At 67.6% G+C, this 22,960-nt stretch carries 23 protein-coding genes and 1 pseudogene; 6 read left to right on the forward strand and 18 right to left on the reverse strand.

What is annotated here, in order from left to right; genetic code table 11:
• Window positions 1–10 precede the first annotated feature (10 nt).
• Entirely contained in the window at window positions 11–802 is a 792-nt protein-coding gene (gene xth / locus A9K58_RS06090) for an exodeoxyribonuclease III (RefSeq protein ID WP_065198509.1), read from the forward strand.
• Here the strand turns inward: xth and A9K58_RS06095 are convergent, their stop codons facing one another.
• From A9K58_RS06095 to A9K58_RS06160, 14 genes are all read right to left on the reverse strand, one after another.
• Window positions 803–2,521: a sensor domain-containing diguanylate cyclase gene (locus A9K58_RS06095; RefSeq protein ID WP_065198510.1), complete on the reverse strand. Its 1,719-nt coding sequence runs from the start codon at window positions 2,519–2,521 to the stop codon at window positions 803–805.
• A 118-nt stretch (window positions 2,522–2,639) separates the two neighbouring features.
• On the reverse strand, window positions 2,640–2,834 hold the full coding sequence (locus A9K58_RS06100) for a hypothetical protein (RefSeq protein WP_065198511.1): 195 nt from the start codon (window positions 2,832–2,834) through the stop codon (window positions 2,640–2,642).
• Window positions 2,834–3,469: a DNA-3-methyladenine glycosylase gene (locus A9K58_RS06105; protein WP_065198512.1), complete on the reverse strand. Its 636-nt coding sequence runs from the start codon at window positions 3,467–3,469 to the stop codon at window positions 2,834–2,836. The genes A9K58_RS06100 and A9K58_RS06105 overlap by 1 nt, the downstream gene beginning before the upstream one ends.
• Window positions 3,470–3,541: 72 nt before the next feature.
• A complete protein-coding gene (locus A9K58_RS06110; protein WP_065198513.1) occupies window positions 3,542–4,501 on the reverse strand; it encodes a cation diffusion facilitator family transporter in 960 nt (319 codons plus the stop codon).
• 69 nt (window positions 4,502–4,570) lie between these two features.
• Window positions 4,571–5,155, reverse strand: a complete 585-nt coding sequence (locus A9K58_RS06115) for an AprI/Inh family metalloprotease inhibitor (protein ID WP_065198514.1) — start codon at window positions 5,153–5,155, stop codon at window positions 4,571–4,573.
• Window positions 5,156–5,298: 143 nt separating this feature from the next.
• Window positions 5,299–5,556 (reverse strand): hypothetical protein, encoded by a 258-nt coding sequence (locus tag A9K58_RS06120; protein WP_065198515.1) that lies wholly within the window; start codon window positions 5,554–5,556, stop codon window positions 5,299–5,301.
• Window positions 5,553–6,905 carry a hypothetical protein gene (locus A9K58_RS06125; protein ID WP_065198516.1) on the reverse strand — a complete coding sequence of 451 codons (1,353 nt, stop codon included), beginning with the start codon at window positions 6,903–6,905 and terminating at the stop codon, window positions 5,553–5,555. The genes A9K58_RS06120 and A9K58_RS06125 overlap by 4 nt, the downstream gene beginning before the upstream one ends.
• Window positions 6,906–6,925: 20 nt before the next feature.
• The gene (locus A9K58_RS06130; protein ID WP_065198517.1) at window positions 6,926–8,065 is read right to left on the reverse strand and encodes an SPFH domain-containing protein; all 1,140 of its coding nucleotides are present in this window, start codon (window positions 8,063–8,065) and stop codon (window positions 6,926–6,928) included.
• A gap of 149 nt (window positions 8,066–8,214) precedes the next feature.
• Complete coding sequence (locus A9K58_RS06135; RefSeq protein ID WP_065198518.1) at window positions 8,215–9,507, reverse strand: transporter; 1,293 nt, start codon at window positions 9,505–9,507, stop codon at window positions 8,215–8,217.
• Between the two features lie 46 nt (window positions 9,508–9,553).
• Window positions 9,554–10,303 carry a hypothetical protein gene (locus tag A9K58_RS06140; protein WP_065198519.1) on the reverse strand — a complete coding sequence of 250 codons (750 nt, stop codon included), beginning with the start codon at window positions 10,301–10,303 and terminating at the stop codon, window positions 9,554–9,556.
• 13 nt (window positions 10,304–10,316) lie between these two features.
• Complete coding sequence (locus A9K58_RS06145) at window positions 10,317–11,021, reverse strand: C39 family peptidase (RefSeq protein ID WP_065198520.1); 705 nt, start codon at window positions 11,019–11,021, stop codon at window positions 10,317–10,319.
• Window positions 11,022–11,120: 99 nt separating this feature from the next.
• Window positions 11,121–12,440 carry an adhesin gene (locus A9K58_RS06150; protein WP_065198521.1) on the reverse strand — a complete coding sequence of 440 codons (1,320 nt, stop codon included), beginning with the start codon at window positions 12,438–12,440 and terminating at the stop codon, window positions 11,121–11,123.
• Window positions 12,441–12,482: 42 nt separating this feature from the next.
• On the reverse strand, window positions 12,483–13,100 hold the full coding sequence (locus A9K58_RS06155) for a hypothetical protein (protein WP_065198522.1): 618 nt from the start codon (window positions 13,098–13,100) through the stop codon (window positions 12,483–12,485).
• Window positions 13,097–13,627, reverse strand: a complete 531-nt coding sequence (locus tag A9K58_RS06160) for a hypothetical protein (RefSeq protein WP_065198523.1) — start codon at window positions 13,625–13,627, stop codon at window positions 13,097–13,099. Before A9K58_RS06160 ends, A9K58_RS06155 begins: the two co-directional genes overlap by 4 nt.
• 396 nt (window positions 13,628–14,023) lie before the next feature.
• Between A9K58_RS06160 and A9K58_RS06165 the strand changes: the two genes are divergently transcribed.
• Window positions 14,024–15,379 carry a sigma-54 dependent transcriptional regulator gene (locus A9K58_RS06165; protein WP_065198524.1) on the forward strand — a complete coding sequence of 452 codons (1,356 nt, stop codon included), beginning with the start codon at window positions 14,024–14,026 and terminating at the stop codon, window positions 15,377–15,379.
• A gap of 7 nt (window positions 15,380–15,386) precedes the next feature.
• Here A9K58_RS06165 and A9K58_RS06170 read toward each other — a convergent pair whose 3' ends face one another.
• Both A9K58_RS06170 and A9K58_RS06175 read right to left on the reverse strand, forming a co-directional pair.
• The gene (locus A9K58_RS06170) at window positions 15,387–16,268 is read right to left on the reverse strand and encodes a TolB family protein (RefSeq protein WP_065198525.1); all 882 of its coding nucleotides are present in this window, start codon (window positions 16,266–16,268) and stop codon (window positions 15,387–15,389) included.
• The gene (locus A9K58_RS06175; RefSeq protein WP_065198526.1) at window positions 16,265–17,305 is read right to left on the reverse strand and encodes a hypothetical protein; all 1,041 of its coding nucleotides are present in this window, start codon (window positions 17,303–17,305) and stop codon (window positions 16,265–16,267) included. The genes A9K58_RS06170 and A9K58_RS06175 overlap by 4 nt, the downstream gene beginning before the upstream one ends.
• A gap of 91 nt (window positions 17,306–17,396) precedes the next feature.
• Here A9K58_RS06175 and A9K58_RS06180 point away from each other — a divergent pair, with 91 nt between their 5' ends.
• Complete coding sequence (locus tag A9K58_RS06180; RefSeq protein ID WP_065198527.1) at window positions 17,397–18,323, forward strand: LysR substrate-binding domain-containing protein; 927 nt, start codon at window positions 17,397–17,399, stop codon at window positions 18,321–18,323.
• Window positions 18,320–18,757: pseudogene (locus tag A9K58_RS20115) on the forward strand (helix-turn-helix transcriptional regulator); the annotation flags it as partial. The gene A9K58_RS06180 and the pseudogene A9K58_RS20115, both read left to right, overlap by 4 nt.
• 26 nt (window positions 18,758–18,783) lie before the next feature.
• Here the strand turns inward: A9K58_RS20115 and A9K58_RS06185 are convergent.
• Window positions 18,784–21,180, reverse strand: coding sequence for an aminotransferase class V-fold PLP-dependent enzyme (locus A9K58_RS06185; protein ID WP_231109259.1), 2,397 nt, complete (start codon window positions 21,178–21,180; stop codon window positions 18,784–18,786).
• Between the two features lie 361 nt (window positions 21,181–21,541).
• Between A9K58_RS06185 and A9K58_RS06190 the strand changes: the two genes are divergently transcribed.
• Together A9K58_RS06190 and A9K58_RS06195 are read left to right on the forward strand one after the other, a co-directional pair.
• Complete coding sequence (locus A9K58_RS06190; RefSeq protein ID WP_065198529.1) at window positions 21,542–21,967, forward strand: VOC family protein; 426 nt, start codon at window positions 21,542–21,544, stop codon at window positions 21,965–21,967.
• Window positions 21,964–22,194 (forward strand): hypothetical protein, encoded by a 231-nt coding sequence (locus A9K58_RS06195; protein WP_065198530.1) that lies wholly within the window; start codon window positions 21,964–21,966, stop codon window positions 22,192–22,194. The genes A9K58_RS06190 and A9K58_RS06195 overlap by 4 nt, the downstream gene beginning before the upstream one ends.
• Before the next feature lie 11 nt (window positions 22,195–22,205).
• Here the strand turns inward: A9K58_RS06195 and A9K58_RS06200 are convergent, their stop codons facing one another.
• A complete protein-coding gene (locus tag A9K58_RS06200) occupies window positions 22,206–22,901 on the reverse strand; it encodes an HAD family hydrolase (RefSeq protein ID WP_065198531.1) in 696 nt (231 codons plus the stop codon).
• Window positions 22,902–22,960: the final 59 nt, after the last annotated feature.

Below are 22,960 nucleotides of genomic sequence, written 5' to 3' on the forward strand. Positions count from 1 at the left end.
GAGCTCGCGCATGACCCGCCGCAGGACGCTTCGCATCGCTACGTTCAATGTCAACGGCATCGGCACGCGCCTGCCCCATCTGCTGGACTGGCTGGGCAGGGAGGCGCCGGACGTGGTGGCCCTGCAGGAGCTGAAGGCCACCGATGCTGCCTTTCCCGCTGCCGCCCTGGAGGCGGCGGGCTACGGCGCACTGTGGCAGGGCGAGGCGCGCTGGAACGGCGTGGCCATACTGGCGCGCGGCACGCTGCCCGTGGAGAGCCGGCGGCGGCTGCCGGGCGAGCCGGAGGATACGCAGAGCCGCTACCTGGAGGCCGCAGTGCATGGCGTCGTGGTGGGCGCGCTGTACCTGCCCAATGGCAACCCGCAGCCCGGCCCGAAGTTCGACTACAAGCGGCGCTGGATGGAGCGCCTGATCCGGCACGCGCACAGCCTGGTCGAGCTGCCGCATCCGGCGCTGCTGCTGGGCGATTTCAACGTGATCCCCACCGAGGCCGACGTGTACGACCCGAAGGCCTGGCGCCGCGATGCGCTGTTCCAGCCGGAGATCCGCGACGCCTTCGAACGCCTGCTGGCGCAGGGCTGGACCGATGCACTGCGAACGGTGCATGGCGACGCGACGATCTACACCTTCTGGGATTACTTCCGCCAGCATGCCGAGCGCGACCGCGGGCTGCGCATCGATCATCTTCTGCTGAATCCGGTATTGGCCAAGCGCCTGCAGGATGCGGGGGTCGACCGTTGGGTGCGCCTGCAGGAGAAGGCCAGCGACCATGCGCCGGCCTGGGTGACGGTGCGGGCGTGATCAATGGCTGCTGGGGTCCGCGCGTGGTTCGCGGCGTACCCGCGCGCGGGTGCGGTACAGGCGGCTGTCCGCCTTCTGGATGGTATCGGCGACCGGCTCGCCGGGAATGTTGATGGCCGTGCCCATCGAGAACACGACCGGCGACAACGCGGCCTGGTCGTGGTACCAGTGTTCCAGTTCGCTCAGGCGGCCCTGCGCGGGCGAGATCAGCACCACCATGAACTCGTCACCGCCCAGGCGCACGACGGTCTCGTCCTGGCCAAGCGGTGAACGCAGGAAGGCGGCGAATTCCACCAGCACCGCATCGCCACGGCGATGGCCCTGGGTATCGTTGATCTGCTTGAAGTGGTCCAGGTCGAACATCATGCAGGCCCAGTGCTCGTTGGCCAGCTCATCCAGCCGGTTGAGGTAGCGGCGGTTGTAGCACTGGGTGAGCGGGTCCTTGAAGGACATCTCGCGCAGTTGCTGTTCCTGCAGCCGCAGCGCGGTGACGTCCTGCGCATGGCCCAGCACGTAGGCCGGGCTGGCCTCGCTGTCGAGTACGTTGTGGTAGGCCCAGTAGTGGCGGCTGCCATCGGCCGCGATCAGCTCGATCACGCCCGCATCGGTGTGGTTGGCTTCGATCCGCTTCAGGTAGGCCTTGAATCCCTCCCGCCTTTCCGGCGGCATCAGGTCGCTCAGGCTGCGGCCGACCATCTGGCTCTCGTCATAGCCCAGCGAGTGCACCGCCGCCGGATTCACCGAGGTCAACACACCCTCCAGCGTATGCGTGCAGATCAGCCCGAGGCTGTAGTGGAACAGCCGGCGGTAACGTGTTTCGCTTGCTTCCAGCGCATCCAGTGCGGCGCGCTCTTCGGTGATGTCCTGGATGGCCCCGACCAGCCGCGGATGGCCATCGACCTGCTGGCGTCCGCCGACCACCCGGGTCCAGACGTCGCGCCCGTCCGCAGTGACCATCGGCAGCTGCATGTCCCAGGGCGTGCCTTCGTCGATGCAGCGCTGAACCGCCATGCGAACGATGTTGCGGCAGTCTTCCCGGTAAAACGACAGGGCCGCCTCCAGGGTGGGCCGGTAGTTGCCGCGCACGCCATGGATCTGCTTGGTTTCGCGGGTCCAGCGCACTTCCTGGGTGACCAGGTCCATCTCCCACCCGCCGACCCGCGCGGCGCGGTTGGTGCGCTCCAGGAAATCCTCGCTGCGCTTCAGTTCGCGGTGCAGTGCCCTGGCCTGGCCGACCTGCGCCATCAGCGCGCTGCGCTGTTCCAGCACCTGGGTGGTGACCCGCGCCAGGTGCACCATCAGCTCCCGCTGCGATGAGGACAGTACCCCCGGCATCGGATCGAGCAGGCACAGCGTGCCGATGCGTGCACCGTGCGCCGAGCCAAGGGCAACGCCGGCATAGTGGCGGATGCGCGGCCCGCCGGTCACCACGGGATTGGTGGCGAAGCGTGGATCCTGGCGTGCGTCGGGAACCTCGAACAGCCCGTCCTTCTGGATGGCGTGGGTGCAGAAGGAAATGTCGCGCGAGGTTTCGCTGACGCCTTCGAGCCCGATGTTGGCCTTGAACCACTGCCGCTGCTCGGCCACCACCGAGATCAGCCCCATGGTCATGCCGGTGGCGGCGCGTGCGGCGGCGACGATGGCGTCGAACACCGGCTCAGGGGGCGTGTCAAGCAGCTGCAGGCGATCGATTTCGAGCAGTCGTTCGGCTTCGTCCATGGCGCTTTCGAGGCTGGGTGACGAGGACGGTTGCGGCGGTAGCCAAGCGTTACGCTAGAGCGCGCGGTGTTATGTAACGCCACGACCGGGTGACGCCGACGTGAGGCGGACGGCCAGGTCAGCGGTCCTGCAGCGAGGCCTGCAGCGCCGTGGCGAGGGCCGCATCACCGGATACCAGCTCGCTCCAGCGCAGCGTGATGCCTTTGCGCCGGCCCTTCTCGGCCAGCTTCAGTCCCTGCCGGTCGACGGTCAGGGTGTAGGGCCGTCCGTCGATGTCCAGTTCGCGGCGCAGCGGCTTGTCGAGAGGCGTCATCAGCCTTTCCTCGCGGGAGAAGCAGGGCGGCGTGGCCGCACCGAGACGTGACGGTGGTCACGTACGTGCCAACGCCAGGGAAAATCGACGGCGCGCGTGATGCCGATGCGTGGACCCACCACTGGATCGGGCGGGGGCGGGGTGCCATCGCTGGCGATCACGATGCCATGGCTGCCGGTCACCAGGTCGGCGCCGTCGAAGCTGCGATCCAGGCTGAAGGCCTGCGAGAGCCTGCCGGGCCCGCTGGCGAGGTCGTGATCGCGACGGGCCGCCGGGCGCAGCCGCCGCATCTGCTCCAGGCCCGCCAGTGGCTCGGCGGCGCGCAGCAGCACGGCCACGCCTTCACCGGTCTCGCCGCAGACCACGTTGCTGCCCCAATGCATGCCGTAGCTGAAGTACACGTACAGGTGGCCGGCTTCGCCGAACATGCTGGCGGTACGCGGGGTCGGTCCCCGGTAGGAGTGCGCCGCAGGATCCGCGCTGCCGGCATAGGCCTCGACTTCGATGATGCGCGCCACGCGGCCGTCGCTGCGCACCAGCAGCTTGTTCAACAGTTCGGGCGCGACCTCGGTGGGCGGGCGCTGGTAGAAACTGCGCGCAAGGATCCGCAGGGAGGCGGGCAACCAGTCCGGCACGGCAGTGAGAGGCTCCAGCGAGAGACCCAGGCACTGTGGCACCCGGCAGGTGAAACGGACGCACACGCAGCGTCATTCCGGCGCAGGCGGCGCGGCCAGTGCCGCGCGCCGGGTGGCGTAGACCTCGGGCGTCTGCGGCTTGATGAACAGCGCGACCAGTTCCGGATACTCGCGCTTCACCGCCGTCTCGATGCGGGTGATGCAGGCTTCGATCTGCGGGGTGTGCCGATCATCCTCGAACTCGGCGCTGAGCATGGCCACGACCTGTTCCGGGCCCATCTGCATGGTGGTCACGCCATTGGCGCGGCGCAGGTCCGGATCGGTTTCGGCCACTCCCATGATCCGCTCGGCCACTGCGGGATGGGCAGGCTCTCCAACCAGCAGGCCCTTGGTCTCACGGGCCAGAAGGAAGGCGGTTGCGGCCAGCACTGCGGCGATGCACAGGGATGCCACGCCGTCGAGTACCGGCATCTGCAGCCACTGCGCGGCCAGCAGCCCGGCCAGGGCGAAGCCAAGGCCGAGCAGGGCGGCGCTGTCTTCCAGCAGCACCGTGAAGGTGGAAGGATCCTTGCTGCGCCGGAATGCTTCGAAGTAGCCCATCTTTCCCTTGCTGCGTCGGAACTCGCGCAGCGCCACCCACCATGAAGCTCCCTCGAACAGGATGGAAATGCCCAGCACGCTGTAGCTCAACGCGTGGTTGCTGGCCGGTTCCGGCCGGCGGATGTGCTGGATGCCTTCGTAGGCGGAGACGCCGGCACCTGCGGCGAACACCAGCAGCGCGACGATGAAGCTCCAGAAGTACAGTTCGCGGCCATAGCCGAAGGGATGCACCGGGTCCGGCGCCTTGGCGGCCCGTCGCAGGCCGTACAGCAGTAGCAGCTCATTCAACGTGTCGACCAGCGAATGCACGCCTTCGCTGAGCATGGCCGAGCTGCCGGAGACGCCGGCGGCGATGAACTTGGCGATTGCGATGGCCAGGTTGCCGGCGAGTGCGGCATGGATGACGAGACGGGAACCGGTGGGGGCGGACATGTCAGCTGCGGGGCACGGTGGACGGCTGATCTTCGCGGTCGGCCCGTGCCCATCGCGTGCACGTCGCGGTCAACGCCCCCTGGGATTGAGATACAGCCGCGCCCCATCCGGCTCGCGGAACCCCGACCAGCGCCCGCCGCCCGACGCGCGGAAACGCCCGAAGACGGTATTGCTGGTATCGGTCAGCAGCAGCTGGTTGCCCGACAGGACCCAGCGGTTGGCCGAGAAGAACCCGTCCGGGCAGCCGGCAGGCACGTAGGCACTGTAGCCACCGAACCACTCGCTGTTCTTCAGCTCGATGGTGCAGGTGCTGCCGTTTTCCTGGCCCAGCGTCCAGCTGCCGAACAGATCGCTGTCGCGCACATCGCGGTCGCCGCGGTGGCGGTCATGGCTCCAGTCGTCGTTGTTGTCGTGGAAACCGAAGCCCATGTCGATCTCCTTGCTTTCGGTGCGCGACTCGGACTGGGAGCTGCCGCTGGTGGTGGTCTGGGTGGTCATCGAACCACTGTTCTGGGTCTCGGTGCTGCTGGATTGCGTGGTCTGCTCGGTGCGGGTGGCCTGTTCGCCGAAGCCGAACGAGGCGTCCTGGGCCAGGACGGGCAGGGCAACGCAGCACAGCGCAGACAGGCAGGTGTGGGCAAGAACGGCGGCCATGGCAGGATCCTCGGCAGGCGGGAGTGGCCGAGTATCCAGCCGCACGGGTGGGAGGGCGCGTGATGAGACACGGCGGCCAGCCGGCACGGGCCGGCGCCGGCCAGGACGCAGCGCTCACCCCGCCAGCCAGGCACGGCCTGGCTCTACGATCCGGGCTTCACCCGGGCTACCCGCTTGCGGTATTCGTACACGTTGTCACCGCGGATGCGCTTCTCCTCGGTGCCGGTGACCCGGCCTACCTGCTGGTCCGAGCCGGTGACCGGCTTGGCCTGGATCTCGGTCTCGTGCTCGAAGGCGTGCGATTTGTCGGTGTTGCGGTAATAGCGGTACAGGGCCCAGTACAGCGCGGTTGCGCCGGCTGGACCTGCCGCCAACAGCCAGAGGCCACTGTCGTCGCTCATGTCGATGCCACCAGGAAGGCAATTGCGAGGGCTTCAATGATGGTGCCGGTGGCCAGGGCTGCCAGCAGCATCTTCCATTGCTGGACGGGCACGCTGCCCATGGTTTCGCCGGTTCGGCCGTTCACCGCGATGTAGTGCAGCATGCCGCCGTTCTTGCCGGGCTGGTGGTACGAATACAACCACACCGGCAGGTACATCGACACCCAGCGCGTGCCATGCACCTCAAGCTGCTCCTGTTCCCAGCGCACGCCACGGTTGTAGCGCTTCACCGAGCCCTCCACCTGCGCGCGGGCGATCGACAGCAGCTGGTCTTCCAGCCGTGGCCGCAGCTTCTCAACGTCCAGGTTGCGCTTCTCCGAGCTGAATCCGGCCAGGTACGAGGCGTTCCACTTCACCGCGTTCTTGGTGTCGAACGGCAGGATGGTGTTGATGATGTTGTTGGTGTTGGCGCGGGTATCGAGATTGCCGCGCTCGGCCGAGGATTCCAGGGGCAGGTCATCGACAGTGAAGTCGACCTGGCGTTCGACCTGGTAGACATCGGCGTCATACAGGGTGCGCTTGTTCTTCTCGGTGCCGACGGTGTACTGGCGGGTCTGGATCTCGCCCTTGCCGGCCACGGCCGCACTGACGTTGCTGTCGACGATCATGTAGGGCAGGAACACGCCCACCACGTTCTCCGGGGTGAACTGGTCCTTGAATGCCTTCAGCGCGAACATGCGGCGCTTGTCGACGAACTGGCGGATGCGTGCGACCGCATCGTCCTTCTTGATATGGAAGGGCAGCACCGCATCAGGCACCGCGCCATTGCTGATCTGCTCGTTGACGCCGAAGACGTGCCGGCACCAGTGGCAGCGCGCCGTCATCGTGCTTTCGGTATTGACCGTGACTTCGGCGCCGCAGCCGGTGCACTTGAAGGTCATCAACGCCGAGGTGTCGGCATCGATGTCACGTGCACCGGAGGCGATGACGGTGCCGCGCAGCTGGTCGATCGCCTCACCCAGGCCGAACTCCTCCTCGACCCGCGCGCCATGCCATTCGTGACGGCAGTACAGGCAGACCAGGATATCGGTCCCGGCCTTGGGCCGGATGTCGGTGGCGCCGCACTTCGGGCAGCGGTTGAGGCCGTCCTTCAGCTCGCGGGCCGAGGTATCGATGGCGGCCGGGTCAGGTGCTTCCACCTCATCGCGGATGGCCTGTGGCAGCGTCGAGGTGTCCAGCGGGAAGCTGCCGGGCAGGGGAGGAACATCCTGCGGCGAACCGGGCCCATCCAACGACGCCGCCGGCGAGGGCGGCGGCGTCGCGGGCGCGGATCCGGGCAGCGGCGGTGGGCCGTTTCGGGGATCGGACATGTGCGTTGTGCGTCCTGCTCTTACAGGCCCAGTGCCTTGGCCTTCAGGGCGTCATAGTCGCTCTGGGTGATCAGGCCCAGGTCCAGCATCTCCTTGGCCTTCTTCAGCTTGGCCACCGGATCGTCGGCAGCCGGGGTGACCGGCTGCTGCATGCCGCCGACACCGAACATGCCCGAGGCCATGCCGACACCGACCAGGCCGGCCGCACCGCCGTTTTCGCCGGCCGACTGGATGCCCTGGGCGACGCTGGCCTGCAGGTTGGAATTGCCGCGCGAACCCGACAGCGCATCGGCGCGCTGCACGGTCTTCAACAGTTCGCGGGTGTTGGCGTCGTACTCGATCGAGACGATGGCGGTCTTGACGATGGCCAGGCCACGATCACTCTGCCACTGGTAGGCCTGCTCGACCGCCGCCGACAGGCTCTGCGCGAAGCCGATCGAATCCTGCTGCAGCTTGGTGATGCGATTGCCCTTGCCCGGATCGTTGGTATACAGGCTGAAGGCCGGGGCCAGCGAGCCGACCACTTCATTGAACAGCTGGCCGGCAGCGGCGTTGTCCAGGTCGGTGAAGTCGAACACCTGGCCCGGCTGCAGGTAGCTGGCCGGCACGAAGTTCTTCACGAACAGGATCGGGTCGACGATCTTCAGCGTGTACGAGCCGCGCGTGATCGCGCCGACCTGGGTGTTGAGGAAGCCGTCGTCCCAGTAGATTTCCGACTGGGTACCGAAGCGGTTGTCCGGAAGTTCCTTCAGCGACACGAAATAGGCGGCCTGCTGCGAGCCCGGCTGGCCGCCGAACTTGAAGCGCTCCCAGCTCTGCTTGATGAACGTGCTGACCAGGCCATCGCCGGCGAAGATCGACTGCGAGTTCAGATCGTCCGAACGCCACTCGTAGCCGCCCGGTTCGGCGACGAACGCGGTGATCGCCCCGTCCTGGAACAGCAGCAGGCCGTAGCCTTCGGGCACGACGATCTTCGAACCGTTGCTGATGATGTTGGAAGAGCCGCTGGTGTTGGAGCCGCGGCCGGCGTTGGTGCCGCGCGGCACCGCCGCAAACAGCGCTGCAGTGGCCGGCAGGCCCGTCGGCACGGTATAGAAGTCCTTCCACTGGTCGGCAAGCACACCACCAACCGCACCCTTCACCGCCTGCACCAGACCCATGTCCAACTCCCTGTGATTCGAGGGCAGGCACCATGCCTGCCGAGCGGGACTGAATATACCAGCGGGCGGGGGCGGCGGTGGCACCACAACATGAATCCACGCCACCTGGCCCGCCGGCGCTGGCAGCGCAGCCCCCTCTGGCGCTGCCGCTACAGCATGTACGGAATCTTGAAGGCCAGAGTGAAGTCGGGAGCGTCGGGGGTCAGGCCGATGCCGAGCAGGGTGACCAGCGTGGCGTGCGGGTTCAGGGCGTAGGTCACGCCGAGATTCAGTGACGCCGCATTGGCATCGCTGCCGATCACCTTCACCCATTGCCCGCCCTGGAAGCGGGTGGAGGCACGGGCGCTGATTCGATCGCTGAAGGACAGGCTGAGGCTGGTGCGCTCATTGAATGCGAAGGCCACCCCGGCGCCGAAGTACACCGAGCCGCCCAGCTTCACGTGGCCGGGATTGACCGTATCCGGGTTGCTGTCGATGTCGCTGAAGCCACGGGGGAACGAATGCACGTAGCCCAGGTTGGCGAACAGGATCGCCGGGTCGGCGGTCTTGACCATCGACAGGCCGACATTGGCCTGCCAGACACCGTTGCCGGTGGGCTGTTCGCGTGGCACGGCGAAGCGGATGTAGTCGTCGTCATCGCGCTCGATCACTTTCCAGTCCAGGCCGTACGGCGCGCGGCCGGTCGGCGCGGTCACGCCAGCGGTCAACACCGTCTCCGGGCGCCAGCCGCGCTCGCCGAAGAGTCGATAGTTCGCGCTCAGGCCAATGTCGCCCAGCCCGTTTCCATGAGTTTCTTCCTGCGCGATGGCCGCAGCGGCGCCGCCTGCGCCCCCCTTCTGGTAGACAGTGCGCCGCGCCAGGTAGGGCACGTCCAGGTTGAGCGTCAGGTTGGGACTGGCCCCCCAGCGTGCGGCCAGGTTGTAGGTGAGTGAATCGGATTCGACGTTCTCGATGGCGATGTTGCCGAGAAAGATCGCATCCAGTGCGAGGAAGCCGTTGAGGGTGAGCTGCTTGCGGTCGTAACGGGCGTAGGTGAGGCTGTTTTCCAGGGTGAAGCGGCGGGAGAACAGTGCCGATTGCTGCTGCTTCACGTCGTCCACGCTGCGGCGTGTTTCCTGCCGGGCCTGCTGCGCTTCGGCCGCGCTGCTGGCGTAGCCTTCGCTGCCCGGAGGAACCGACGAAGCGGCCACCTGGGCCAATGGCGCGCCCGGCGTGGAGGCCGCCGGCCCGGCACGCCCACTCAGGCGCGCCTGCATCGCCTGCACCTGCATGTCCAGTTCGCGCAGCCGCCGCACCTCTTGTGCGTAATTGGCCTTCAACTGCTCCAGCTGGTTGGCCAGGGCCTGCATGTCCGCGTGGTCGTCGGCTGCCGGTGGCGCGGCGAAGGCGGTGCCCGCCAGCGCCGCCAGCGCCAACGGGGTGATCCTCGGAAGGGTGTGCATGTTCGTATCCTGCGTTGTGGAACGCTTCCCCCAATGCCGGGCCGTGTTACTGGCCCGGCCCCATGCCGCGGTTCAGCGCGATGGCCTGGGCCACGTTCTGGCTCAAGGGCAGGCTGCTCCCCACGGTGCTGCGCACCAGTTCCAGCCGCAGCTGGTTGCTGGCGATCTGGCCGTCCCCAGCCAGGGCAATGCCCTGGCCGACGCTGCCACTGCGGATCCATTGCTGCACCAGGCCCTGGCCATCGATCTGCAGCAGCAGCCGCGCCTGGTTGCCATCGAACACGGCGGTCGCGCTGGCACCGGCCTGCCGGGTGGCGGCACTGTGCGGGCCACCGCTGCCCGCTCCCGGCACGTCGCCGTCGCGCACGGTCAGGGTGGTAACGTTGCGGGCGACATTGCCGTCGCCGGCCACCTGCACGCTCTGCACCAGGCCGCTGGCGTTGTCCAGGCCGCTGCTGTCGATGCTGCGGCCCGGGTTGCCGGGCAATGGCGCATCGGCGGCAGTGATATGCACGCTGGGCTGGAAGCTCAGCGTCGGCGCACCACCGCCACGGAAATCCATGCCGAGCGTCAAGGTGCCCTGCAGGGTGGTGCCATTGCTGGCCTGCCAGCGCGAAACCATGGTGACCCCGAACCAGGCGACGGTATTGCCGCCCACGGTGTAGCGGCCCCGCATCAGGCCGAGCTCGGGGTCCGGAATTTCCTTCAGGCCACGGCCCGGCGTACCCTCGGCGGCCGCCAGCGGCAGGGCAGGGACGACCAGCAGCAGGGCCATCAGTACGGAATGGCGGTACATGTTCGTGCCTCCTTCAGAACAGGTCGGCGTGGCTGAAGCCGAAGTCGACCAGCTCGGCATCGGTGATCGGCCCCTGTCGCGCGTAAAGCGCGCGGGCACTGGGCCGTTCGCTGGGTTGCAGCAGGACCGTGTTGCGATCGAAATCGCTGCCGATCACCACGAATACCGCGCGTGATGGCCAGGCCGCCAGGAATTCCGGCAACGCCAGGCTGCGGTTGCCCAGGATCGGATCAGCCACCTCGACCACGCCTTCGCGTACCTGCTTGAGCACCACGAAGTGGCGGAACCCGCGCACGTCCATCAGCACCAACCCGGGTACGCGCAGCGTGCGCAGGCGCGCTTCATCGATGCGATAGCCACGCCCGCGCATGCCCAGCGATTCCACGTAGCGCTTGATGTCGAGCAGCGAGAAGCCGCGCTCGGCCACCAGCGCCGGATCGGACACCCTCATCATGCCCTCGATCACCGTCGTCTCGTTGGTGTCCAGGTGATAGGCATGGCGCAGGATGGTGGCCAGTGCGGCGGCCCCACAGCTGTAGTCGGTGTGTTGCCGGACCACGTTGCGGTAGCGCCGCTCCTGCATGCTCTCCACGCTCCGCTGCAGCAGTGCGCCATTGGGCAGCACACCACTGAAGCGCACGTCGCCCGCCCACGCAGAAGCAGTGGCCAGCGACAGCAGGCAGGCCAGCAGGCGCATCGAAGGACGGCAACGGCTCATCACGGTCTCCGGCAGCAGGGGGGAGCCCCTGTTCCAAGGGGGAGGAGGAACAGGGGCTCCCGGGAACCCGGCCATTGGCGGACGGCCGGGGTGTTGCGCTTACTCGCCGGTGCCACCGCCACCGCCGCCGGTGCTGGGCTGGGCCACCGCCAGCGCCAGGCTGTTGGCCTGCAGGTTGCCGGTGCCGGCGGCCACGTTCACGCCGATGTTGCCGGAGGCGCCGGAGAAGGCGCTGCCCGACAATGCCGAGGTGTTGGTGGCGTTGACGTTGACCCAGCGCGTGGTGCTGACGGTTCCGCTGAGGCTGGCATACAGGTCGGCCACGCCCAGCTCCACGAACTGGCTGGTGCCGCTCTCACGCGTGTCGAAGCCCAGGCCGCCCACGCCCTGGCGATAGGGGTTCATCGTGGCGTTCTGGATCTGGTTGTCCAGGTCGATGTGACCGGTGCTGCTGCCGTTCGGATGCGGCAGGTCGCCATCCCAGGTATCCAGGTAGTAGTTGGCCATCTGGTAGGCGTTGCCGGAACCACGATAGGTGCCGGCGCCATAGGCCAGGGTCAGGCCACTGACGCCGCCGTGCATGCCGACCTGCACCGTATCGGTGTAGGACTGCACGAAGCCGGCATTGCTGACCGTGTTGCCGGTGGAGACCTGGTTGGAGCTGATGCTGGACTGGGCGACGGCACTGGTGGCCACCGAGGCGGCCAGCGCGTTCTTCTGCTCGTTGTTGTTGCCCGAGGCGATGTTCACCCCGATGTTGCCCGACGCGCCGCCAAAGGCATTGCCGCCCAGGCTGGCGGCGTTGGTGACGCCCGAGTTCAGGGTGGCGTTTCCATGCCCGGCCTGGCTGACGAACACCTCGGCATCGGCCATGCCGAAGCTGAAGGAGGCATCGGCCGCGGACAGCGAGGCCGCATTGTCCTGTGCGTTGTTGTCGCCGGCCACCACGTTGAAACCGAGGTTGCCCGAGGCCCCCGCACCGACGTCATCGGCGATCGAGGCGCTGTTGGTGACCAGGCTGTTGGCGGCGGTGTTGTTGCTGATCGACTGCCGGTTGTCGATCACGGCAATCGCCGCGGAGTCCAGGTCGATGTCGCCGGTGATGTTGGGGTCGCCGGAGAAGGTGATGTCCGTCGCCAGGCGCAGGTCCTTCTCAAGGTTCACGTCGACGCCGTGGTTGTTCTTTTCCTTGCGCTCGTCGGCCTGGATGTTGCTGTTCTTCTGCACGCTGACATTGACGGTGCGGTTGCGCACGTCGTTGTCGGTGTGGTTGTGCGTTTCGTTGCGGGTTTCGTTGACGGTGTGGTTGTGGACGATGTTCGCATTGGCGTTCTGGTTGTCCCAGCCATTGGCCGCAGTGGCGGTCGAGGCAGTGGCAATCGCCATGGCGAGCATGGTCCGTTTGACGGTCGCTTTCATGGTGCCCTCTCTCTCATCAGTGATGCTTCGGTTGGGTGGTTGTCACGGGCGGTCCTGCACGACTACGCCCAGTACGTTGGCCGTGTCGTTGCCGCTGCCCGCGATCTGATTGAGTTGCAGGACACCGTCGAATCCCCGCAGTGCGGTGCTGGCTACACCGGCGCTGCGGGTGCCCGTCGTCACGCCGTGACCGGCGTCGTCCCGCCCCCCTGCGAACGCGGAACCTTCGGCGGCCAGGGCCGGATCGTCGGTTTCGCGTATGCCCTGTCGGGCCAGCGCCGCGCTGACGACGTTGAGCGTCGTGTTGGCGCTGCCGCTGGCCTGGTTGATGGAGGCGATGCCGCTGGCACCTGCCAGCGCGTCGCCGCCGATGAACGCAGCGGCCTGCAGCGGCCCGGACAGCACGCGGTTGCCCTGCTGCAGTTGCCGGGCATCGATCACCACGTCGGCGCGCTCGCCGTTGGCGATGCCCCGCAGGTTGGCCTGTACATTGAGGTCCCCGGCGGCCTGGTTCACGGCGATGGCGCCGTTCGCCCCGGCCAGTGCGCGGCCGTCGATGCGGGCCAGATCGAGGTAGGCGAGCATGCCGCTGTAGTCGTCGGCCCGGGTCGCCCAGGGGGCGGCGACGAGCAGCAGAAGCACCCCCCGCAGCGCCTTCATTTCCCACCTGCCGGGGCCGTGCCCTGCAGGGGGAACTGGGCCAATGCGCCGCGCACCGTATCGGCGATGCCGCGGGTACTGCTGCCGACTGCGCCGAGCGGCGCGCTCATGGCGCCGCCCAGGCTGCTGCCGACCACGCCATCACCACTGCGGCCAAGCGTGCCGCCCAGAGCCTGCTGGGTGACCCGTTCAACGGTGGTGCTGCCCGGCGCCGCGACGGACACGGCCTGGCCGGCACCCATGCCCGCATAGTCCTCATCGCTCAGCTCGTCCATCCCTCTTGCCGCGGCATCCGGACCGAGGGCCGCCGCGATCTCGCGCTGTGGCTTCGGGTCGGCGATCAGCGCCATGCCGGGCGGCGCCATGCGATAGGCCGGCCGCGCGGACACATCCCGCAACAGGACGATTTCGCCCGGTTGGGCCTTCACGCCCTGGCGGGCACCCGATGCGTAGGCGCCAGCGCCAACCGACAGCATGACCACGGCCAGCGATGCCGACAGGCCGCGAACGAGGGAGGTGCCGTCCATGCCGATCTCCGGTGATGGGTGCGGCGGAACCACGCATCAAGCGTGCCAATCCTGGAAGCCTTGGCCGCCATGGCGGCAGGAACCGCTGGAGGTGGAGCGCTGCTGCCGGGCTGTTACAGCGGCGTGGGAAAAATGTTGGGAAAGCGCAGCGCCAAGCGCCGCAGGCCAAGGCGGTGTCCCGGCTGTCGCATCGGTGTTACAGGGGGCGCCGCAGTCTGTAACGGTGCCGCTTCAGCCGGGCGTTCCTTGACGCACCGCGCATTGCGCCGCCATTTGGGGAGGCGCTAGCATCCGCCCAACAAAGGCCGCCCCGGTGGCCGTAGAGGTCCCGGCGGGGGGCGGCACGCCGGTGATTGGCTGACAGTCCGCCGACGGTGTCCGGATGCTGGGGGAAGCATGGCAGCGGTCCCGGAGGCTTCAACGTCACGATGCGTGCTCTGGTTTGGCGAGCCGTTGGCGAACGAGCGCAGTGCGCTGGCGGCGGCGGGCTGGCATGTGCGCAGCATCCATCCCGATCCCGCCATGGCGATTGGCCTGCGCGGGCGCGATCGTTTGCTCGCCGTGCTCGATCTGCGCCATCTCGATGGGCTCGCGCTGCAGCTGCTGGCACCGTGGATCGAGCAACACCAGCATCTGCCGTGGCTGGCGGTACTGCCACCGGGTGCGGGGCTCACGCCACCGGCGTGGCGGCCGTTGCTGCAGCACTGCCGGGCGCGCTTCACGCTGCCGTTCGGCCTGCAGGACCTGGTCGTGGCGATGCGCCAGCAGTTCGACGCGGATGGCCCTGCCGCCGATGATGCCTGCAGCGGGCAGGGGCCGCGTGCATTGATCGGCGAGAGTCCTGCACTGCACGCGGTCCGCACGGTGCTGCACAAATTCGCGCCGGTCGACCTGCCAGTGCTGGTCACCGGCGAAACCGGAACCGGCAAGGAGTTGGCGGCACACGCCCTGCATGCGCTGTCCGGTCGCGCTGGCAAGCCGTTCATCGCGGTCAACTGCGGTGCCATTCCTGCCAGCCTGGTGCAATCGGAGCTGTTCGGCCACGAACGCGGTTCGTTCACCGGCGCCGACAAGCGCCAGATCGGCGTATTCGAAACCGCGCACGGCGGCACTGTATTCCTCGACGAGGTGGGCGACCTGCCACCCGAGGCACAGACCAGCCTGCTGCGCGTGCTGCAGGAGGGCACGTTCGAGCGCGTGGGCAGCAGCCAACCGCTGCGGGCGGACGTGCGCCTGCTCGCTGCCACCCACGTGGAACTGGAGCACGCGGTAGCACAGGGACGATTCCGCAGTGATCTCTACTACCGGCTCAACGTGCTGCGCCTGCTGATGCCGCCATTGCGCGAGCGCGGCGCCGATGTGCAGCTGCTGGCCGAACACTTCCTGCGCTGCTTCCGGCTGCGCCACAGCGTGCGTGCACGCGGCTTTGCACCGACCGCGCTACAGGCCATGCGGCGCTTCGACTGGCCGGGCAACGTGCGCGAACTGCTCAATCGCGTGCAGCGCGCGGCGATCATGGCCGAAGGCGAGCTGATCAATGAGCGCGATCTGGAGCTGGGCGCGCCGGTGCAGGGACTGCCCGGCGCGATGCTGCACGATGCGCGCGGCCAGGCCGAACGTGATGTGCTGCTGCAGACCCTGCGCCAGACCGGCTACAACGTCTCGGAGTGCGCGCGGCAGATGCAGATCTCGCGGGTGACCGTGTATCGATTGTGCCGCAAGCATCAGCTGGAGCTGCCCGCGCAGCGTTGAGTGCGGGTCATGGATCGCCCAGGCGGTAGCGGACGCGGTAGAGGTCCAGTCCCTGGCCGCCTGCGCGACGCGCGGAATAGGTCAGCGTGCCGGGCTGCGAGCCGTCCAGCATCGCACCGTAGCTGTCGCCACCGGGCTCGTTCAAGGGCGGAGGCAAGGCGTGACCCACGTTGTAGCGGCCGTCCTGTTCGTAGGCGATGAACTGGCGCACCGGTGCACTGCTGAAGTCCTGGGCGCGGGCAAAGACCACAGTGCGTCCATCGCCGAGGAAGGTGGCATCGAATTCCTGCGCGGCCGTATTGATGCCGCCGGCCAGCGGCCGCGCGTGCTGCGCCACGCCGCCGATGATCGCCGCGGTATAGAGGTCGTGGCCGCCGGCCCCGCCTGCACGATCGCTGGAGAACAACAGCGTACGACCGTCTGGCGAGAGCATCGGCGCGAACTCGTTGGCCACACTGTTCACCGCAGCTCCCAGGTTCTCCGGTTCCCCGAAGCGACCGTGGGTTCCCACGCTGACCCGGTACAGATCGTCACCGCCGAGCCCGCCTGCGCGGTCCGAACAGAAATAGACGACGCGCCCGTCTGCGGAAAACGCTGGATCGAAGTCGCGCCCCGGCGTGTTGAACGGGACCGGCTTTGCAGGCCGCCAGCGCTGCCCGTCGTGGCGCGACATCCAGATGTCATACCCGCCCGGCCCGCCGGGACGATTGCGGCTGAACCATAGCGCGGTCTTTCCGTCCGGACTCAAGGTCAGCCGGATCTCGTCATGGGGCGTGGACGCGATGCCGGGAGCAAAGCGCTCGGGTGGATCGAGGGTCTGCAGCACCCTGGGCGGGGAGGGTAGTGGCAACGCCGATGCCAGCAGCATCGCGCCCAGCAGCGCCTTCATGCCTGCCGCTCGAAGTCGCTGACCCAGTTGGTTTCCCAGCTGCGCCCACCGTCGATCGAAGCCGCCTGTTCCCAACGCGCCGAACGTGGGGTGATGCGTGACCAGATCGCCCGCGTCCGGATCGTTCGTCCGTCGTGCTGGTCTTCGCCGAAGAAACGGCCGACACCGGCCTCGAAACCACCGATCAAGGGCGTGCCGATCCGGGTGGGCTCCCGGCCATCCAGCCACCAGCTCAGCCAGCGCCGCTCGGTTGCGTTCCAGGCCCGGATTCCCATGCCACGCAGTGGCGCCCCAGGCACGTCCATCAGGTTGTCGCCCACGTTGCCGAATCCTCCCAGCACCGGCCAGTTGTGCAGGGTGCCGTTGAAGCTCTCCCAGGCGTCGCTGCCTGCAAGCCGTGCACGCAGGCGACGATGGCGTACGTTCCAACGGCCGACCAGGAAACCGAAGTCACCCGGGGCATCGGGCAGCACCGGAAGTGCGGAAGGCGCCGCAGCGGTGCGGCGGAACCAGTTTCGCCAGTTGACCTCCCAGTGCACGCCCCCATCGGCGGAGAACGCCTGTTCCCACCACGGTTCCTCGCCATGGATGTCATGCCAGCGGAACCATACGTCGATGGGGCGTCCCTTGAAGTGATCGCGACCGCGGAAGCTGCCGGCATTGCCCTCGAAGACGCCGCGCACGGGCGCTTCGATATGGGCAGGATTGCGGCCATCGATCCACCAGATCGACCACGTCGATGACACCGGATCGAACGCACGCACGCCCAGGCCCCTGTAGGGTCCCGACGGTAGCGCCATGACGTTGTCATCGATGGTGCCGAGACCGCCCAGGGTGAGCCAGACCGCGCTGGAGCCTGGGAAGGACTCCCAGCGGGTATCGCCCACCAGGCGCTCCTTCAGGCGTTGGTGCCGGACCTGCCAGTTGCCCTGCAACCATTTCCAGTCTTCGCTGTGGCTGGCCAGGGCCCTCCCCGAGCGCAGCGCGCTGGACGCTGTCGCGGCGGCCACGGTGGCCAGGAACTGCCGTCGATCCATGTGCATGATCCCCTGCCGAAGGTGCCTCCATCGTTGTGGATACCGGGGGGATTGACCACGCAGACATCGGGGCTCAGGCTAAGCCACACTTATGGTGACCCGACGCCAGCTGCCATCACTTGTGGCCATCCGTGCCTTCGAGGCGGCCGCGCGGCTGGGCAGCTTCGCGCGTGCTGCCGAGGAGCTCGACACCACTGCGGCATCGGTGAGCTACCACGTGCGGCGGCTGGAGGCGCAGACCGGCACCTGCCTGTTCCTGCGCCATGCACAACACGTGGAACTGACGGCCGCTGGTGCCAGCGTCGCAGTGGAGGCCACCCGCGCATTCGACGCGCTGCGCGCCAGCTTCATGCGCGCTGCTGACATGGACGCGACGCGGCTGCGCGTGTCCGTACTGCCAACGCTGGGCACCAGCTGGTTGACGCCGCGCCTGGGCAGCTTCCGCACACGCCATCGGCAGATCGTGCTGGAGCTGGATCTGTCTGCGGAGCCGCAGGACCTGGCCGCCGGGCGTTTCGATGCCGCCATCCGCAACGGCCACGGCCAGTGGCCCGGACTGCAGGCCACCCCCTTGTTTCCCAGCATTTTCACCCCGTTGTGCGCGCCGGCGCTGCTGCCGGCGGCGCACGGGCTCGGCCGTCAGGCGCTGGACGTGCCCCTGCTCGGGCGGCCGGACTGGTGGGCACTGTGGTTCTCCGCGCATGGTGCTGTTCCGCCGCCGGCCGCGGAGAGTTTCGTCACCTCGTTCGCCGTAGAGCACCTGGACGTCGGTGCTGCCATTGCCGGGCAGGGCATCGCGATCGGCTCGCCGATCCTGTTCCAGTCCGAACTGGACAGTGGGCGCCTGGTGCAGGCTCATCCTGGCGTGGCCAGCGACGGTCGCAGCTTCTGGTTCGTGGCACCCACCGCGCGGAGTGGCAGCGCCAAGGTCGTTGCATTCGGTGACTGGCTGGTCGAACAGGCTGCGCAGGCCAGGCATGCGGCGCGACATCACCTGTCCCGCACGGTGATGCCATGAACCTGAGCCCCGAGCTGCTGCGGCGCCTGCTGCGCGCCAAGGACCGGATGGACCACGCCAGTCACGAAGACTGGACGGTGGTCCGCCTGGCCGGGGTAAGTGCGGTCTCACCGGCGCATTTCGCGCGTGCGTTCAAGCAGGCGTTCGGCCTGCCACCGCATCGCTACCTGCTCAGCCGCCGCATTGAACGGGCCGTGGCGCTGTTACGGGACACCGACCTGCCGGTGACGGAGATTGCTGCGCAGACCGGCTGGGGCAGCCTGGGTACGTTCGGGCGCATCTTTCGCGACATCACCGGCGACAGCCCGGGCAATGTACGCGCACGCGAACGCCGGCAGCCACCGCTGCGCGGCGCCGTGCCCGAATGCCACGCGCGCGCCGCGCAGCGGCCCTGCCTGGACACGTCCGTGCTGGAACAGCGCCGCCGTGGCGCGCCGCCGGTGGTGCTCGCCGCGGAGCGTCAGGCCGGTACGGCAGGGGCGGCACGGAGACTGCCGGCATCGACCGCGGGATCGCTTCCGGCGAGCGCACCTTCAAGACCTGAAACATCGGTGTCCAGCAGGCAGGTCGCAAACATGAGGAAGCGGTAGGCGTCGGCAAAGTTCGACCCGAGCCCGAATGAAATCCTGACCGCGCCGCAATCTCCCTTGTCCAGGATCTTCTCATCGAAGGCGGTGCAGTCGAGGATCTTCCCGGTCTTGTCCAGTTCGCAGTGCTCGGCACCTGCGGTGGCATAGGTTGCCTGCTGGACGGCCCCGAGGTTGCAGAAACATCCATTGCGCAGGGTGATGCCGAAGCGGTCGGCCAGGCGCTTGATGCGGGCATGCGGCATGATCGAGCCATAGCAGTCGAAGAAGTTGAGCATCACCGTCGCTCCTTTGTGCTGTGCCGGCGGGCCGTACACGCGGCACAGCGGTGTGTCGCCGCGCACGGTATGGCGAAGCGCGGCAAGGCGCGCCTCGAGCCACCGGGCCAGTGCACCGGAACGCAGCGCCAGGGCCTCGACGCCGCCCATCCGCGCCACGAAGGCAAAGCCCCGGGCGATCGCCGGGAACGCGGCGTAATTGGGTGTTCCGATCTCAAAGCGTTGCCCGGCATCGCGATAGAGCAACCGCTCGGTGGGCGACCACGGGCCCGAGTAGTAGCAGACGCCGCCACCGGCAAAGGACGGTGGCCTGAGCAGTTGCAGTGACGAGCGGCGGGCAAGCAGGCAGCCCGCGCCGGTGGGGTAGCCGAAGATCTTGTAGAACGAGGCCACCACAAAGTCCGGTTGAAGGGTGCCGCAATCCAGCCGCGCCTGCGGAACCAGTGCGGCCGCGTCGCACAGCACCATCGCACCATGCGCCCGCGCGCGGGCGATCCAGGCCAGGTCATGCCGCGCACCGGTCGCGTTGGACTGGGCGGGAAAGGCGAGCAGATGCGGGGCGCCATCGCCCAGCCGCTGCAGCGCACGCTGCATCAGGTCCTCGTGCAGCAGCAGGTCGTCGTCCAAGGGGATGTACTTCACCAAGGCGCCCTTGGCCCTGGCGTATTCGCGCAGGCCATGCACCGATGTGTGATTGTCCTTGGTCAGCAGCAGCTGCGTGCCCGGCTGGAAGGGAAACGATTCCGCCACCAACCGGATCGCGCTGCTGGCGTTGGCAGTGAATATCACCTCGTACTCGTCCGGCGAACAGCCGAAAAAGGCGTAGATCGCGTCCCGCGCATCCTGGTAGGCCGCCTGCGAGGCTTTCGATCCGCTGTGCGGATTGCCCAGGATCGCGTGTTTCAACGCCTGCAGGTCCTGTTCGAGCAGGCTTTCGGGTGGCAGGGTTCCGCCCACATGATCCAGGTACGTCACGTGCTGCTCGTCCAGCCGTGCGTACTCCTCGTTGCGCATTTTCTCTACCGATGCGTCGGGGAAGCCCGGATGCTCGGCCAGGAACTGCGCCCTGGCCGCGGTGAATGCATCGAGCGCCTGCGCCTCGTGCGCAGGGACGGCGCGCTCGGCGCCCACGCAGGACGCGCGATGGGTCAGCTGCTGGCACCGCAGCAGCGGCGAGAAATCGGGTGGCGTGATGTCCAGCGTCGTGCCCGCATGGGCCGGATCAGCCTGGCCGCGCAGCAGCCACGCCTCCACCCGATAGCGCTGGTCAGGCACGTCCTTGCGGAACTGCGCCAGCATCAGGTCCAGGTAGTGCTCGCGGGTGCCGGTGTCGCACTGGTTGAACTCCTCGAGCAGGATGCAGGCGTTGAACAGGAACTCGCGCGCGCCGGCCGCATCCAGCGAGAACGACAGGGGATGCAGCCCGGCAGGCAGATCGTTGGCCCTGGACAGGCCTTCGATCGCGAAGGCCCGGGTGATCGGCGACGGGTCGGCCAGGCTCAGCGCAGCGTCCATCAGCCGCGAGGGCATGCCGAAATGCAGCTGCGATTGCTGGCGGGTGAGTTCGAAGAGCTGGTTGTAGTGGAACATCGTGGCATAGACACGCCCGCCCGGCCGCAGCACGCGGCGGAACTCCCTGGCCACGCGCGCCTTGTCCGGCGGGAACATCAGGCCGAAGCCACAGACAATCACATCGAAGCTGTTGTCCTCGAACGGAAGCTCTGCCATGTCCACGTCGGCCAACAGCGGAACGTGCTGCTGGATCTCCGGGCTCAGGACGCGCCGGGCCATGTTCACCGCGATCTGCGACAGATCGCTGGCCACCAGCCGCAGGCCCCGTGGACGCGCAAGATCCTCATACAGGCTTGCAGTGATCACCCCGGTGCCGCAGGCGACTTCCAGCACGTCCCTGACCACGAACCCGGCATCGATGTCGCTGGCGACTTCGCTGGCCAGCAGCTTCCCGTAAGGGTGGAAAATGCGAGGGCTCAATACCCGCTCATAGAATTCCATGAAGGTACTGAGCGACCACTGGCTGTCGGACACAACTTTGCATTGGCGTTGCGCTACGTCCTGCATGGTGCGCTCCCTGGCGGCGTAAGGGTGCCGATGGATCCGGTCTGCGCGGTTATCGCACGCGTTCCTGTGTGCGTGCGTGATTGGCATCACATTGAGTGGACTTAATCATCCGGTGGATTATCCGCTTTTGCCGATCTGCGTATTCATGCGCCCCGGGGGGCATTAACCCCCCCCCGGTTTCTCCACGCTGGGCGTCGTGGCCACTGGCGCAGTTTTGGAGAAGCGGCGCCGGGCCGGTGGGCGTAACGTAGCCGCACTCGTGAGGAGGTGTTGCATGTCTAATACGGTGGATACGATCGGCCTGTATGTGCGTGACCAGGATGAAGCGCTCGATTTCTATGTCGGCACGCTCGGCTTCGAGGTGCACACCGATGTGCGCAATGGCGGCTATCGCTGGCTGACAGTGCGCAACCGCGGCCAGCAGGGTTTCCAGCTGGGCCTGTTCGTGCCCGGCCCACCCACCCACGACGCCGCCACGGCGCAGGCGTTGCAGCAGTTGGTGGCCAAGGGCGCGATGCCGCCGCTGGTGCTGGCGGTGGACGATTGCAGGGCGCGCTATGTGGAATGGCAGGCCAAGGGCGTGGAATTCATCCAGGAACCCATCGAGCGTTATGGCGCGGTCGATGCCGGATTCCGTGACCCATCCGGCAACGGCTGGAAGATGATCGAAGCACGATCGGACGCGAGGCGCCGGCAATGAGCCGTGGCGGCTGGGCGCGGCCCGTGCATCGCTGGACGTCCATCGTGTTCACGCTGGCAGTGGTCGCCAATTTCGTGGCGCGCGGGCTGGGGCAGGGCGAGCCTTCGGCCTGGATCACCTATTCGCCGTTGCCGCCGTTGTTCCTGCAGCTTTTCACCGGCTTGTATCTGTTCGTCCTGCACTATGCAGGCAGGCGCGGCAGCGCCACGGCGGGCGCTGGGCGCTGAGGGCCATGCCGTCAGGCGACGGCGTCGGCCGCGAAGGCGGCGAGCAGGCCTGGCAGGTCTTCCATGCGCTGGAAGATCACGCGGGCGCCGACCGCACGCAGGGCCTCCGGCGTGCTGTGGTGCGGGCCGCCTTCGCTGAAGCCGAACACGGTGGCGCCGGCGGCCACGCCCGCAGTCGCGCCGGTGACGGTGTCCTCGATCACCGCGCAGCGTGTGGGGTCCACGCCCAGCGCCGCAGCGGCCGCCAGATACACATCCGGATGTGGCTTGGTGCGGGGCAGGTCCTGGCCACTGAACACATTGGCCCCGAACACATCGAGCAGCCCGACCTTGTCCAACTGCAGTTTCACCTTGTGCAGGTCTGCTCCGGAGGCGCAGGCGATGCGGCCGCCGCTGGCCGTCGCGATGGCGCGCACGGCTTGCGGCGCGCCCTGGATCGCCTGCAGGTCCTGCTCCAGCGCCCGGTTGCGCTGCTGGCGGAATGCCTCCAGCCATTCCTGGGTGAACGGCTTGCCGGTCCGTTCTTCGATCAGGCCGGCCAGATGCGCGACCGATTGGCCGAGGAAGACTTCACCGGCCTGTGCCGGGGTCAGCGGCCAACCGCGTTCGGTCAGCATTTCCGACAACACGCGGGCCACCAGTGGCTCGGAATCGACCAGTACGCCATCACAGTCGAACAGCACGGCGTCGAACGGGAAACGGGACATTACAGCTCCTGGGGCAATGCAGCGGGGTAATCGCCTGCCATTTTCCCACAGCCGCCGGG

It is taken from the genome of Stenotrophomonas maltophilia, from assembly GCF_001676385.1.
In the GTDB taxonomy this organism is placed as follows: domain Bacteria; phylum Pseudomonadota; class Gammaproteobacteria; order Xanthomonadales; family Xanthomonadaceae; genus Stenotrophomonas; species Stenotrophomonas maltophilia_J.